Source organism: Halovulum sp. GXIMD14794 (assembly GCF_054457455.1).
In genome coordinates, this window is record NZ_JBTLNF010000006.1 from 340145 (window position 1) to 353054 (window position 12910).

Below are 12910 nucleotides of genomic sequence, written 5' to 3' on the forward strand. Positions count from 1 at the left end.
GTTGTTTTTTGTGTTCTGGCGCGCAATTTCCTCCTCGACGGCACGCAAGTCAAGTGCCCTACCCAAGGACCTACGAGGACCATCACATGAGCAAGATCCTGATACTCAACGGCGCACAGCCCTATCCTTTCGCCAAGGGCACGCTGAACGCGACGCTGACCAAGCGCGCCCGCGCCTGGCTCGAAGCACGGGGCAACGAGGTTCGCGTGACCACTGTCGCCGAGGGCTACGATGTCGAGGCCGAGATCGCCAGCCACCAATGGGCCGACACGGTGATCATGCAGTTCCCGGTCAACTGGATGGGCGTGCCCTGGTCGTTCAAGAAGTACATGGACGAGGTCTACACCGCCGGGATGGATGGCCGCCTCTGCACAGGCGACGGCCGCACCGCCGAGGCGCCCAAGGCGAACTACGGCATGGGTGGTTCACTGGCCGGCACCAGCTACATGCTCTCGGCCACGTTCAACGCTCCGCGCGAGGCATTCGACAACGCCGCCGAGCCCTTCTTCGAAGGCATGTCCATGGACGACCTGTTGCGGCCGATGCACCTCAACGCCAAGTTCTTCGGGATGAAGCCGCTGCCCAGCTTCGGCGCCTTCGACGTCATGAAGAACCCCGAGGTCGAGGCCGATCTGGCCCTTTTCGATATGCATCTGGAAACGGTTTTCGCGGAGGCGGATGATGTCGCAGCCTGATATCCATCTCTATACCGCCGCGACGATGAACGGCTACAAGCCGGTCATCTTCCTCGAGGAAGCGGGCGTGCCCTACGACCTGACATTCATCGACTTCTCGAAGCAGGAGCAGAAGGCCCCGGAGTATCTGAAGCTCAATCCGAACGGCAAGATCCCGACGATCGTGGACCGGGCCGAGGACCGCGCGATCTTCGAATCCGGTGCGATCCTCTGGCACCTCGCCCGGAAGTACAGCAAGTTCCTGCCCGAAGACCCGGTAGCGCAGTCGGAAGTCCTGCAGTGGCTGTTCTTTCAGGTAGGTCACATCGGCCCGATGATGGGCCAGGCAATGTACTTCCAGCGCATCGCTGTACCCAACGGCCACGAAGAGCCCTTCTCGATCAAGCGCTACGTCGACGAGTCGCGCCGCCTGCTCGAGGTGCTCGACACCCGGCTCGAAGGCCGCGAGTGGATTGCTGCCGATGACTACACCATCGCCGACATGGCGACCTACCCCTGGGCGCGTGCTTTTGCCTGGGCAAAGGTCTCGGTCGACGGTCTGCCCAACCTGCAGGCCTGGTTCGATCTGATCGACGCCCGCCCCGCGGTGCAGAGGGCATTGACCATTCCCAAGGCGCAGCCGGCATTCTGGGGACAGGCGGACGAGACCGAGTTCCTGACAGAGAATGCGGCCCGCTTCGCCTCGGACGTGAGGGCCTGACCCGATGCGGATATCGCAGCCGCGGATCCGCTACCAAGCCCGCGGCGCGGCCTTGGCATCGGGTAAGCGGCGACCTATCTGGGCTTAGCAACCTCCAAGGTTGGTTCGAACGGTTGGATACGCCGCCAACGACCCGGTCCGCGCCAAAATCGCCCGAGCCATGCCCACGGCCCGAGAGAGACCGACGACGCCGCTGCCGCGAACGCGGCAAGTCACAAGGATAGAGAACATGACCGCCCAGCAATTGCCGACCCGCGTGGATATCGTCTCGGACGTGGTGTGTCCCTGGTGCGCAATCGGCTATCACCAGCTGGCCAAGGCCGCGCGCGAGACCGGCATCGCCTTGGACGTGCACTGGCACCCTTTCGAGTTGAACCCGGACATGGCCGAAGAGGGCGAGAACCTGCGCGAGCACCTTGCCGCGAAGTATGGCACGACCCCGGAGGAGTCGATCAAGGCGCGCGAGCGGCTGACCACGATGGGGGCCGACCTCGGGTTCACCTTCGCTTTCGCGGATGACATGCGGATGTGGAACACGTTCCGCGCGCACCAGTTGATCGACTGGGCCGATGACCAGGGCAAGGGCCATCAGGCCAAGATGGCGGTGCTCTCAGCCTATTTCACCCGGCGCGAGAACGTCTCGGACCCTGCGGTTCTGGCGGATGTAGCGGGCGCCATCGGTCTGGACCCCGCCGCAGCGCTTGCCGTGCTGCAAAGCGGCGAGCGGTCCGAGGGCGTGCGCGAGAAGCAGCAGTTCTGGCTACAACAGGGGATCCGCGGTGTCCCCGCCATGGTCTTCGAACGCCGGCACCTCGTCACCGGGGCGCAGGGCGAGGCGAACTACGCCAGCATCCTGACGCAACTCAGCGAGCTGCAGGACGCCTGAAAGGCGTTCCTGGCGGGCTGGAGTATTGTGCTATTCATGTACATAAAGCCTGTCCTGCTCGCCATCTTAGTTACGGTACAGCCAGAAAACCTTTGAGTTACAGGCTATGAATGCGGGTCACGAGAGGCTTGCCTGTTGACTCAAGGAAATTTGTATACAAATTTGCACGACTAGGGCTGGGGCAGCGGTCGCGCCGTGGGGCATTCTCGCCTTGCCGGCGCCCTACCCGCGCAATGTCAAAGAACGGAAACCGAATGAGCCTTGCCAAGCAGGACGCCTATGACGGGATCCGCAGCCTGATTCTTTCGGGTGATTTCGTCGCCGGCGATCCGATGCCAGAGGAGACGCTGGCCGAGCGGTTGAACATCAGCCGTACCCCGGTCAGGGATGCGCTGCAGCAGCTGATCGCGGAAGGTGTGGTCGAGCGCCGGACGAACCGGCGGGTCTATCTGGCCGCCGTCAACCCGATGACCGTGGTCGAGATCTTCGCCGTCCGGGCGCGGCTCGAACCCCTCGCGGCGCGGCTGGCGGCGCAGAACGTCACGGCGGAGTTTCTCGACGATCTGGCCGGCTTCACGCGCGAGATGGACCGGGCCGCGCGGGCCTCGGAACCGGATCGCAGGCTCTATCGCCAGCAGAATGAACACTTCCACTGGCGCATCCTCACCCAGTCGGCAAACAGCGCGGTGGCCACCGCCGTCAAGCAGGTCGCGCGGCACCGGATCACCAGCCCGACCTTCGCCCGCTGGACCCGCCACGAGCTGGAGCGCAGCCAGAACCATCACCGGGAACTGATCGACGCGTTCAGGACCGGGGACCCCGACTGGGCCGACGCGGTCATGAGCGCGCATCTCTATGCCGCCCGCGCGATCTACGCCCGGACCGCAGCCGAGGACGGGGGCGAGGATGGCGGCGAGGATGGGGGTGGCGGGCCTTGCTGACACTGTACGGCTACTGGCGGTCCTCTGCCGCCTACCGGGTGCGCATCGCGCTGAACCTCAAAGGGCTGGCTCATGACACGCGCAGCGTCGACCTTCGCACCGGCGAACAGACCGGGGCGGCGTATGCGGCACTGAACCCCTCGGGCTTGGTGCCCACCCTGCTGACCGAGCACGGCCCCCTGACGCAATCGCTGGCGATCATCGAATGGCTGGAGGCGCGGCACCCCGAACCGCCGCTGCTGCCGCCGGACCCGCTGAGCGCCGCGCATGTCCGGGCGGCCGCGCAGACCATCGCCTGCGACGTGCATCCGCTCAACAACCTGGCGGTGCTCGGACGGCTTCACGAGATGGGACATGACGAGATTGCCCGGCGGGACTGGATGCATCACTGGATGGACCGCGGCCTGACCTCGTTCCAGGCGCAACTCCCCGAAATCGGCGGGTTCTGCTTCGGCGACAGCCCCACCCTTGCGGACCTCTGCCTGGTGCCGCAGCTCTACAACGCGCGCCGCTGGGCGCTCGACCTGTCGCGCTTCGAGCGGTTGACCGGGATCGAGTCGCTTTGCCTTGCCCTGCCCGCTTTCGACGCCGCCCGGCCCGAAGTGCAACCCGACGCCCCTCAGGAGACCAAGACATGACCGGACTGCTGCCGTCCTGGATCGAAAGCGCAAACGCTGCGACCTCGGATTTCCCGCTGAACAACCTGCCCTGCGGGGTCTTCGCGCAAGAGGGCGCGTCCGGCCGCTGCTGCACCGCGATCGGCGACCGGATCCTCGACCTGCACGGGCTCGAGGAAGCGGGCACGATCGACTTCGGCGGTGCGCTTCTGCAGGGCGACTGGTCCGCGTTCATGGCGCGGGGCCGCGCGGACTGGACCCGCCTGCGGGCGTGGCTGCAGAGCGCCCTGGCGAAAGACGCCCCGGATCAGGACGCGCTATCGCCCCACCTGCTCCCGATGGAGGGCGTCCGGCTGCTGATGCCGTTCAAGCTGTCCGAGTACACGGATTTCTACGCCTCGCGGCATCATGCGACGAACGTCGGCACCATCGTCCGGGGCGCCAATAACGCGCTGCCGCCGAACTGGCTGCACATCCCCATCGGCTACAACGGCCGGGCATCCTCAGTCGTGGTCTCAGGGGCCGACGTGCGGCGGCCGCTGGGCCAGCTGAAAGCCCCGACGGACGAGCGCCCGAGGTTCGGCCCCTGCGAACGCTTCGACTATGAACTCGAGCTTGGCGCGGTGGTCGGTCAGCCGTCGAGCGGCATGATCGACACCGCCACCGCCTATGACAATATCTTCGGCTACGTCCTTCTGAACGACTGGTCTGCCCGGGACATCCAAGCGTGGGAATATGCCCCGCTGGGCCCGTTCCAGTCCAAGGCGACCGCGACCACGATCGGCCCATGGATCGTGACCTCCGCCGCGCTGGAGCCGTTCCGCACGCCGACGCCGGACCGCGAGCTCCCCCTGCTCGACTATCTGCACGAGGACGCGCCGATGCTCTTCGACATCGATCTAGAGGTCTGCATCACCCCCGTTTCGGGCCAGGAGACCATCGTCGCCCGCACCAATTACCGGCACATGTACTATTCCGCCGCGCAACAGCTGGCGCACCACACGACCTCGGGTTGTCCGATGCGTGTGGGCGACCTGCTGGGCTCGGGCACGATCTCGGGCCCCGGGAAATCCTCGCGCGGGTGCCTTCTGGAACTCACCTGGGGCGGGACGGAACCGGTCGAACTGGACACCGGCGAAACCCGGACCTTCCTCGAGGACGGCGACATCGTCACCCTGCGCGGCGCCGCGTCAAACGCCGCATTCCGCGTGGGCTTCGGCGAATGCTCCGGGCGGGTCCTGCCGAGCGCCAAGTATCCGCCGCGCGAATAGACCCGCACCCGGGCAGCGCAAAACATCGCGCATGATCCATGCAGGCATATCATGGATTATTGCAGTGAAGCGCTTGTGAACATATCATGAACATATGGCACAGCGCACTCTCAAGGAAAAACTGGCGATTCTGTCGGACGCTGCGAAATACGACGCCTCCTGCGCGTCCAGCGGGACGGCGAAACGCAACTCGCGCGACGGCTCGGGATTGGGATCGACCGAGGGCTCGGGGATCTGCCACGCCTACGCGCCCGACGGGCGCTGCATCAGCCTGCTCAAAATCCTGATGACCAACTTCTGCATCTACGACTGCGCCTATTGCGTGAACCGGGTATCTTCGAACGTGCCCCGCGCAAGGTTCTCGGTCGACGAGGTGGTGACGCTGACGCTGGAGTTCTATCGCCGCAACTACATCGAGGGGCTTTTCCTGTCCTCGGGCATCATCCGCTCACCCGACGAGACCATGTCCGACATGGTCCGGATCGCCCGCAAGCTGCGCCACGAGCACGGGTTCCGCGGTTACATCCATCTAAAGACCATCCCCGACGCGGCGCAGGAGCTGATCGACGAGGCGGCGCTGCTGGCCGATCGGATCTCGATCAATATCGAACTGCCGACCGACGCCGCAGTGCAGACCTACGCGCCCGAAAAGAACCCCGGCACGATCCGCAAGGCGATGGCGCAGGTCCGGCTGGGGCAGGACGAGCGCAAGGAAAAATCCTGGAAGGGCCGGCGCGGCGCAAAGTTCGCGCCCGCAGGTCAGTCCACGCAGATGATTGTCGGTGCCGATGGGGCGAACGATCGCACCATCCTGGGGCGGGCCACCAATCTCTACGGTAGCTACGGGCTGAAGCGGGTCTACTACTCGGCTTTCTCGCCGATCCCCGACAGCTCCGCCGCCCTGCCCCTGATCCGTCCGCCGTTGGAGCGGGAGCATCGGCTCTATCAGGCCGACTGGCTGCTGCGGTTCTACGGGTTCGAACTGGACGAGATCACCGGGGTCACGCGCGACGGGAACCTCGATCTTGCTGTCGACCCCAAGCTGGCCTGGGCGCTGGCGAACCGGCACTTGTTTCCGGTCGACGTGAACCGTGCCGACCGGGAGACGCTGCTGCGCGTGCCCGGCTTCGGCACCAAGACCGTGAACCGGCTTCTCGCAACGCGGCGGCACCGGACGCTGGGCTACGAGGACCTGACCCGGATGGGCGCGCGGATGAAACAGGCGAAACCCTTTATCACCGCCCGTGGCTGGAGCCCCGGCACGCTGATCGACTCGGCCGACCTGCGCGCCCGCTTCGCGCCCAAGGCCGAGCAACTTTCACTATTCTGATGCCCCATGTCGCCCTTCCCGAGACCGGCACCGCCCAGGCGTGGCGCGATCATGCCCGGGCGCTGGTGCTGGCCGGCACTCCGCCGCACGAGGTCACATGGTCGCTGGGCGAGGCTCCTGCCGATCTATTCGCCGCGCCTGCCCATGTCGCCAAGGTGACAGGCGAGTTGACGGTCCCCAAAAGTTTCCTGTCGCTGGCCGAGACCGTCTGTTGGCACGCCGACCCAGAGCGCTTTGCCCGGCTTTACGCGCTCCTCTGGCGGCTGCGGGCCAGGCCCGGACTGATGGCCGACCGCGCCGATCCGGCGCTGACGAAGCTCTGGGCGATGGAGAAATCCGTCCGCCGCGACAAGCACAAGATGCGTGCCTTCCTGCGCTTCCGCGAGGTGGGCGATCCGTCAGCCCCCCGACGGAGCTTCGCCGCTTGGTTCGAGCCGCAGCACCGGATCACCGAGCCGAACGCCGAATTCTTCGCCCGCCGGTTCGGCGACATGGACTGGCTGATCGTGACTCCGACGGTGACGGCGCGCTTCCAGAATGGCGGGGTGAGCTTCGAGTCGGGTCAGGATAAGCCCCCGCTGCCCGAAGACGGCGCCGAGGAGCTGTGGACCACCTATTTCCGGAACATCTTCAACCCGGCGCGGCTGAAGGTGAAGGCGATGACCGCCGAGATGCCGAAGAAGTACTGGAAGAACATGCCCGAGGCCGCCGCCATCCCCGAGTTGATCGCGACCGCCGAGGCCCGCGCCGCCGAAATGCGCGCCGCGGCACCCAGCCTGCCGCCGGTCCGCGCGGAACGGATCCTGTCGCGAACGGAACGGCCCGAGGCCCCGGCTGAGGATGTGCCCGGCACGCTCCCCGACCTGGCCCGGGCGCTTGATCATTGCCGCCGATGTCCCCTGCACGGCCCCGCCACGCAGGCGGTCCCCGGCGAAGGGCCTGCGACCGCGCGGCTGATGATCGTGGGCGAGCAGCCCGGCGACCGGGAGGATCTTGCCGGCAGGCCCTTCGTGGGTCCGGCAGGCCAGCTTTTCGACCGGATCGCCGCGGAAGCGGGGCTCGACCGATCCGCCAGCTATGTCACGAACGCGGTGAAGCACTTCAAATACCAGCCACGCGGCAAGCGCCGGATCCACCAGCGCCCGGACCCGGGCGAGGTGCAGAGCTGCCGCTGGTGGCTGAACCTCGAACAACAGGTGGTGAAGCCCGAACTGATCATCGCCACGGGTGCGACGGCAGCAGGCGCGTTGACCGGCAACAGCAAGAACATCACCGCCCGCCGTGGACAGATCGAAACAACTCCGGACGGCACGCCGGTCCTGCTGACCATCCATCCGTCCTACCTGCTGCGCCTGCCCGACTCCGCAGCCCGCGAGATCGAAGAAGACCGGTTCCGCGAAGACCTCGGGAAAGCCGCCGCGCTCCTGTGCACCGTACGCTGACAGGCGGGTCAGGCCGGCAGGCAGGCCGGGCCGATCGGCTCGAACGACTTGTAGGTCAGGATGAACTCGGCGTGGCCAAGCTCTTCGGACTTGGTTTTCGCGCCGCCCGCGACCGCGAGCGTCAGGTCGTAGATCTCGTCCCCGACCTCGCGCAGTGGCGTGCCGGACAGGATCCGGCCCGCGTTCACGTCCATATCCTCCGAGAGCCGCGCATAGGTCTCGGGGTTGGCGCAGATCTTGATTACCGGCGCCAGTGCCGAGCCCACGACCGATCCGCGGGCGGTGACGAACAGCGTCAGGTGGGCGCCCGAGGCGATCATCTCGACGATCTCGGCATTGTCAGCGATGTTCGGGAAGCCGAAGCGTACCTCGCCGTCCGGGATGACGTCCATCAGGTAGAGCCCTCCGCGCGGCGGGATGTCCCCCGGTTTGATCAGCCCGTCGATCGCCGACGAGCCGGACTTGGCGTAGGCGCCCATCGACTTCTCCTCGATGGTGGACAGCCCCCCCTCGGCATTGCCGGCCGCGAAGCTGCCATAGCCGAGCGTTGCATAGTATCGCGCCGCCTTCTCGACCGCCTGCGTCAGCTCGGTGGCGAGTTCGGGCGTGCGGGCGCGGGCGGCCATGATCGCCTCGCAGCCGATCAGCTCGCCCGTTTCCTCGAATATGCAGGCCGCGCCATCGGCGACCAACCGGTCATAGGCCAGGCCCACGGCTGGGTTGCCGGTGATCCCTGAGGTGCCGTCCGAGCCACCGCAGACGGTGCCGACGATCAGTTCGTCCACTGCCATTGGCACGGTTTCCTGCGCGGCCAGCGCGGCGATCTGCCCGGCGACCCAGTGGCGCCCGGCCTCGATCGAGCTGCGGGTGCCGCCGCTGCGCTGGATCACGATGGTCTCGACCGGGCGGCCACTTGCGGCGATGGTCTCGGCCAGCTGAAAGCGGTTGAAGCTCTCGCAGCCCAGCGAGACCAGCAGCACGGCGCCCACGTTCGGATGCGTGCACAGCCGCTCCATCATGGTCAGCGCATATTCGTTCGGAAAGCATCCGGGAAAGCCGATGACCTGCGCGCCGTCCTCGCGGTGCGGCTGCACGATCTCGCGCGCGACATGGTGCGCACATTCCACCAGATAGGCGACGGCCACGTAGTTGCGGATGCCCTTCCGCCCGTCCTGCCGAAGATAGCCCTGCATCAGCCTGCCCCTCCCGCGGTGGCGTCGAGCACATGCGTCGGCGTGTAGTCGCTTTGCATGTTGTGGACGTGGACATGTGCCCCGGCCGCGATATCCCGCGTCGCCGAGCCGATGGGCACACCGTATTTCACGATCTTCTCGCCCGCCCGTATGTCGCGCGCGGCGAGCTTGTGACCCAGCGTGACCTGCGTCAGCACCTCGAGGCTGCCGCCCTCCATGACGGGGGCCGGGCCAGGCGCGACGGGGCCGGTCGCCACCAGGACGTTGTCGGTTGCGTGAAGCCGCAGAAGGGCTGCCATTCTGACTTGCGGCATGGTCAGACTGCGTCCCAGAAAGATTGGTTCATCATTCGGTTGTCCCTTCGGCTTCTTCAGTCAAACGTCTCAGCCGGGACGCGGCAACGTCGAAGTGAGCCGTCATCGCCGCGCGCGCAGCCTCGACGTTCCGGTCGCGCACGGCCTCGGCGATGTCCCGGTGCAGCCGGGGGACCATGTCCCATTCTTCGGCGGACCGCACCGCCCGCAGCCCGTTCCGGCTGGAGGACAGCACCACCTGCGAAATCCCGGCGCCGACGATCTCCGAAACGGGGTTTCCCGTCGCCTCTGACAGCAGCGTGTGGAACGCGGTGTCGGCCCGTGAAAACTCCTCGAACTGGCCGACCCGGTGCTGCATGTCCTCTACGATTGCAAAAAGCCCGTCCACGTCCGCCATTGTCCGCCGCTCGCAGACAAGCGTGATTGCGCTGGTTTCGAGGAGCCGCCGAAACTCCAGCACCTCGGGCGGCGCGATCTGCTTTACGGCCATCGCATGGGTGACGATCAGGCTGATCGCATCGCCGGTGATGGCCCCGACTACAGGCGGCTTGCCCGTCGAGACCCGCACCAGCCCGGCGCCAGCCAGCAGGTTCATCGCCTCGCGGACTGTGGGCCGCCCGACACCGAGGGTCCGGGCCAGTTCCGACTCGCTGGGAAGCCGGTCGCCGGAGTGCAGCTCCTGCTCGACGATAAGAGCCTGGATATGCTGCACCACCTGGTCCGAAAGGCGAATCTGACGAAGCACCGGCCCCTCCGCGCGATTTGCTCAGCAGTGACGCAGGATCGCCAAGGTGTCAACCTGTATTACAGGCTCAGAGGTCGCATCTCCGCTTGGGAACCGTGGCAGAATGCACCGTGCAGGTCTGGCAAGACCCGGACCTTTGCAATCTATCATTGTATAAAGGGCCATCAACCACCACCTATAGTCATGAAGACGCCACTTTTATCAATTACTCCGCAGGCAGTGCGTCCTGCCCAAGAACATTCACGACGGGTGCATTTGGATGATCGAGATACTTTCACAAGACGGACTTCGACCGTTCCTCGTTTCAGCGGTCCTGGTCTTCGCTTTTCTCGGGTTGGAGATCCTGTTGCTCGCGGTCGGCCTGTCCGGCAGCGTTAAGGCCGACGCCCCGGAACTGAACGCCCCCGATACGGGCGACTTCATCGGCATGGGCGCTGCCGACATCGCCACCGAGATGGACATCGACCCCGGTATCGCCGCCAGTATTGAGGCGGAAATCGCCGCGCAGGTCGGGGCCATAGACGTTGGAACCCCTGCTGCAAGCGGCGCGGAAGCGACCTCGACCCTCGGAACCGCACTCGACCTGCTTGGGCTGCGTGCGCTGCCACTCTCGGCGTCGCTGGCGCTCTTCGCCGCCTGCTTCGCCAGCCTCGGGCTGTCGCCGCAGATCCTGCTCTACGGCGCGTTCGGCATCATGCTGCCGGTCTGGATAATGGCACCGGTCGCCTTCATCGGCGCGGCGGCCCTGACCCGCAGGCTCTCGGGCTTCGTCGCCCGGCTGATCCCCCGCGACGAGACTGCCGCCGTGTCGGAACGTAGCCTCGGCCGCCGCAAGGGCATCGTGACTGTTGGCACCGCGCGCAAGGGCCACCCGGCGCAGGTCCGGGTCAGCGACCGCTACGGCAACACCCATTACATCATGGTCGAACCGCTCGCGGACGCGGATGTGATCGCGGAGGGTTCCGAGGTGCTAGTGCTGTGCCTGCCCCGCCGCGGTCTACGCCTTGTCGAGATCGGCTGACCTCAACCCCATTCCAAGCGGCGGGCCGGACCGGGTCGCCATCCATTCCAACCAAACTCTCCAAGCCAGAAAGAAATCGACATGCAAACAGTATTCATGGGCATAACCCTTCCGGCGGCCATCCTGTTCGGCGCGCTTCTCGTGATCGGCCTGACCTTCGCGCGCATGTACAAGCGCTCCACCCGCGAGGTGAGCCTCGTTAAGACCGGCACAGGCGGGCGCAAGGTCATCATCGACGGCGGGACCATGGTTATCCCGGTCCTGCACGAGGTGACCCGGATCAACATGCGGACCACCCGACTCGAGGTAAAACGCTCGGGCGAGTCCGCGCTGATTACCAAGGACCGGATGCGTGTCGACGTCGGTGTCGAATTTTACGTGACTGGCGAGACCACCGAGGAAGGCATAGCCAAGGCCGCGCAGACGCTGGGTGACCGCACCTTCGACGAGAACGCGCTGCGCGAGATGATCGAGGGCAAGCTGGTCGACGGCCTGCGCGCCGTGGCCGCCAAAATGGACCTCGATGACCTGCACGAGAACCGCTCGAACTTCGTGCAGCAGGTGCAGCAGACGGTGGTCGAGGATCTGCGCAAAAATGGCCTTGCGCTGGAGTCGGTCTCGCTGACCGCGCTCGACCAGACACCGCTGGAGGGTCTCGACGAGAACAACGTCTTCAACGCCGAGGGCCTGAAGCACCAGGCCGAGCGCATAGCCGAAAGTCGCAAGCGCCGCGCCGAGATCGAAGCTGACGCCGAGGTCGCCGTCGCCCGTCACCGGCAGGACGCCGAGGTGCAGAAATATGCGGTCGAGCGCGAGCAGGAAGAAGCCCGCGTCGAGCAGCGGGTGAAGATGGAGGCGCTCGCCGCCCGCGAGGCCGCCGAGAAGGCGTATCGTCGCGAGGAAGCCGAGAAGGCCGCCGAGGAGGCCCGGATCGCGCGCCAGCAGGCGATCGAAATCGCCGAGCAGAACCGGCAGATCGCCATCGCCGAGAAGAGCCAGGCCGAGTCGGAGGCCCGCGCCGCCGCCGACCGTGCCAAGGCCGAGGCGATCAAGGCGACCGAGTCGATCGAGACCGAGCGCAGACTGGCCGAGGGTGAGCGCCAGAAGCGCCTGACCATCCTCGCCGCCGAGGAGGAAGCCGAGCGCAACGCCACTTCGATCCGCGTCTCGGCCGCTGCCGAGCGCCAGGCTGCCGAGGACCGCGCCGCTGCGATGCGCGAACTCGCCCAGGCCGAGGCCGACCAGATCACCATCAAGGCCGCGGCCATGAAGGAAGAGAAACTGGCCGACGCCGAGGGCACACGTGCCCAGATCGACGCCGAAAACTCGCTGTCGGGCGAGATAATCGACTTCCGCCTCGCCAAGGCGCGGCTGGACGCCCTGCCCGGCATCGTCGCCGAGATGGTCAAGCCGGCCGAGAAGATCCAGGGCATCACCATTCACAAGGTCGACGGCCTGAACGGCGGGCGCGACGGCGGGACACTCGACGGTGCGCGCACCAGCGGCAGCGAGGGGCTGATCAACCAGGCCTTCGACGAGATCCGCCGCAACGCGTTCGAACTGCCCGCACTTACCGCCATCGGGAAATCGGTCGGGGTGAACATGGACACCGGGCTCGCTGCAATCATTGAGAACGAGTTCTCTACCGAGAAGCTGGGCAAGACCGTCGCCGATGCTCTGCCCGCCGCGCCCGTTTCCGGAGAGACTACGGACGTGACCGCCGCGGAGTGATCCAGGCCCTGATGCAACTGCTTC

13 protein-coding genes are annotated in these 12910 nt (G+C 66.1%); 10 read left to right on the plus strand and 3 right to left on the minus strand.

The window, feature by feature from the left end; all coding sequences use genetic code 11:
- The first annotated feature begins 86 nt into the window (after positions 1-86).
- From ACW9UR_RS16375 to ACW9UR_RS16410, 8 genes are all read left to right on the plus strand, one after another.
- Complete coding sequence (locus ACW9UR_RS16375) at positions 87-695, plus strand: NAD(P)H-dependent oxidoreductase (RefSeq protein WP_458918125.1); 609 nt, start codon at positions 87-89, stop codon at positions 693-695.
- Positions 682-1395 carry a glutathione S-transferase family protein gene (locus ACW9UR_RS16380; RefSeq protein ID WP_458918126.1) on the plus strand — a complete coding sequence of 238 codons (714 nt, stop codon included), beginning with the start codon at positions 682-684 and terminating at the stop codon, positions 1393-1395. The genes ACW9UR_RS16375 and ACW9UR_RS16380 overlap by 14 nt, the downstream gene beginning before the upstream one ends.
- Before the next feature lie 229 nt (positions 1396-1624).
- Positions 1625-2281: a DsbA family oxidoreductase gene (locus tag ACW9UR_RS16385; RefSeq protein WP_458918127.1), complete on the plus strand. Its 657-nt coding sequence runs from the start codon at positions 1625-1627 to the stop codon at positions 2279-2281.
- Between the two features lie 254 nt (positions 2282-2535).
- Complete coding sequence (locus ACW9UR_RS16390; protein WP_458918128.1) at positions 2536-3222, plus strand: GntR family transcriptional regulator; 687 nt, start codon at positions 2536-2538, stop codon at positions 3220-3222.
- Positions 3216-3860, plus strand: coding sequence for a maleylacetoacetate isomerase (gene maiA, locus ACW9UR_RS16395; protein WP_458918129.1), 645 nt, complete (start codon positions 3216-3218; stop codon positions 3858-3860). Before ACW9UR_RS16390 ends, maiA begins: the two co-directional genes overlap by 7 nt.
- Positions 3857-5110, plus strand: a complete 1254-nt coding sequence (fahA, locus tag ACW9UR_RS16400; protein ID WP_458918130.1) for a fumarylacetoacetase — start codon at positions 3857-3859, stop codon at positions 5108-5110. Before maiA ends, fahA begins: the two co-directional genes overlap by 4 nt.
- A 94-nt stretch (positions 5111-5204) precedes the next feature.
- The gene (locus ACW9UR_RS16405; RefSeq protein ID WP_458918131.1) at positions 5205-6440 is read left to right on the plus strand and encodes a putative DNA modification/repair radical SAM protein; all 1236 of its coding nucleotides are present in this window, start codon (positions 5205-5207) and stop codon (positions 6438-6440) included.
- Positions 6440-7882, plus strand: a complete 1443-nt coding sequence (locus ACW9UR_RS16410) for a UdgX family uracil-DNA binding protein (protein WP_458918132.1) — start codon at positions 6440-6442, stop codon at positions 7880-7882. Before ACW9UR_RS16405 ends, ACW9UR_RS16410 begins: the two co-directional genes overlap by 1 nt.
- An 8-nt stretch (positions 7883-7890) precedes the next feature.
- Here the strand turns inward: ACW9UR_RS16410 and ACW9UR_RS16415 are convergent, their stop codons facing one another.
- The 3 genes from ACW9UR_RS16415 to ACW9UR_RS16425 are packed head-to-tail and all read right to left on the minus strand — an operon-like array spanning position 7891 to position 10134.
- Positions 7891-9075 (minus strand): UxaA family hydrolase, encoded by a 1185-nt coding sequence (locus tag ACW9UR_RS16415; RefSeq protein ID WP_458918133.1) that lies wholly within the window; start codon positions 9073-9075, stop codon positions 7891-7893.
- On the minus strand, positions 9075-9374 hold the full coding sequence (locus ACW9UR_RS16420; protein ID WP_458918134.1) for a UxaA family hydrolase: 300 nt from the start codon (positions 9372-9374) through the stop codon (positions 9075-9077). Before ACW9UR_RS16420 ends, ACW9UR_RS16415 begins: the two co-directional genes overlap by 1 nt.
- Positions 9375-9420: 46 nt before the next feature.
- Complete coding sequence (locus ACW9UR_RS16425) at positions 9421-10134, minus strand: FadR/GntR family transcriptional regulator (RefSeq protein ID WP_458918135.1); 714 nt, start codon at positions 10132-10134, stop codon at positions 9421-9423.
- A 259-nt stretch (positions 10135-10393) separates the two neighbouring features.
- Here ACW9UR_RS16425 and ACW9UR_RS16430 point away from each other — a divergent pair, with 259 nt between their 5' ends.
- Together ACW9UR_RS16430 and ACW9UR_RS16435 are read left to right on the plus strand one after the other, a co-directional pair.
- Positions 10394-11155 (plus strand): OB-fold-containig protein, encoded by a 762-nt coding sequence (locus tag ACW9UR_RS16430; protein WP_458918136.1) that lies wholly within the window; start codon positions 10394-10396, stop codon positions 11153-11155.
- Between the two features lie 81 nt (positions 11156-11236).
- Complete coding sequence (locus tag ACW9UR_RS16435; RefSeq protein ID WP_458918137.1) at positions 11237-12886, plus strand: flotillin family protein; 1650 nt, start codon at positions 11237-11239, stop codon at positions 12884-12886.
- Positions 12887-12910: the final 24 nt, after the last annotated feature.

Bases quoted from the DNA above. Each gene is read 5' to 3' on its own strand.
- ACW9UR_RS16380 (WP_458918126.1), top strand. From the start codon at position 682: ATGTCGCAGCCTGATATCCATCTCTATACCGCCGCGACGATGAACGGC.
- ACW9UR_RS16405 (WP_458918131.1), top strand. From the start codon at position 5,205: ATGGCACAGCGCACTCTCAAGGAAAAACTGGCGATTCTGTCGGACGCT.
- fahA (WP_458918130.1), top strand. From the start codon at position 3,857: ATGACCGGACTGCTGCCGTCCTGGATCGAAAGCGCAAACGCTGCGACC.
- ACW9UR_RS16435 (WP_458918137.1), top strand. From the start codon at position 11,237: ATGCAAACAGTATTCATGGGCATAACCCTTCCGGCGGCCATCCTGTTC.
- ACW9UR_RS16375 (WP_458918125.1), top strand. From the start codon at position 87: ATGAGCAAGATCCTGATACTCAACGGCGCACAGCCCTATCCTTTCGCC.
- ACW9UR_RS16420 (WP_458918134.1), bottom strand. From the start codon at position 9,374: ATGGCAGCCCTTCTGCGGCTTCACGCAACCGACAACGTCCTGGTGGCG.
- ACW9UR_RS16410 (WP_458918132.1), top strand. From the start codon at position 6,440: ATGCCCCATGTCGCCCTTCCCGAGACCGGCACCGCCCAGGCGTGGCGC.
- ACW9UR_RS16390 (WP_458918128.1), top strand. From the start codon at position 2,536: ATGAGCCTTGCCAAGCAGGACGCCTATGACGGGATCCGCAGCCTGATT.
- ACW9UR_RS16430 (WP_458918136.1), top strand. From the start codon at position 10,394: ATGATCGAGATACTTTCACAAGACGGACTTCGACCGTTCCTCGTTTCA.
- ACW9UR_RS16385 (WP_458918127.1), top strand. From the start codon at position 1,625: ATGACCGCCCAGCAATTGCCGACCCGCGTGGATATCGTCTCGGACGTG.
- ACW9UR_RS16415 (WP_458918133.1), bottom strand. From the start codon at position 9,075: ATGCAGGGCTATCTTCGGCAGGACGGGCGGAAGGGCATCCGCAACTAC.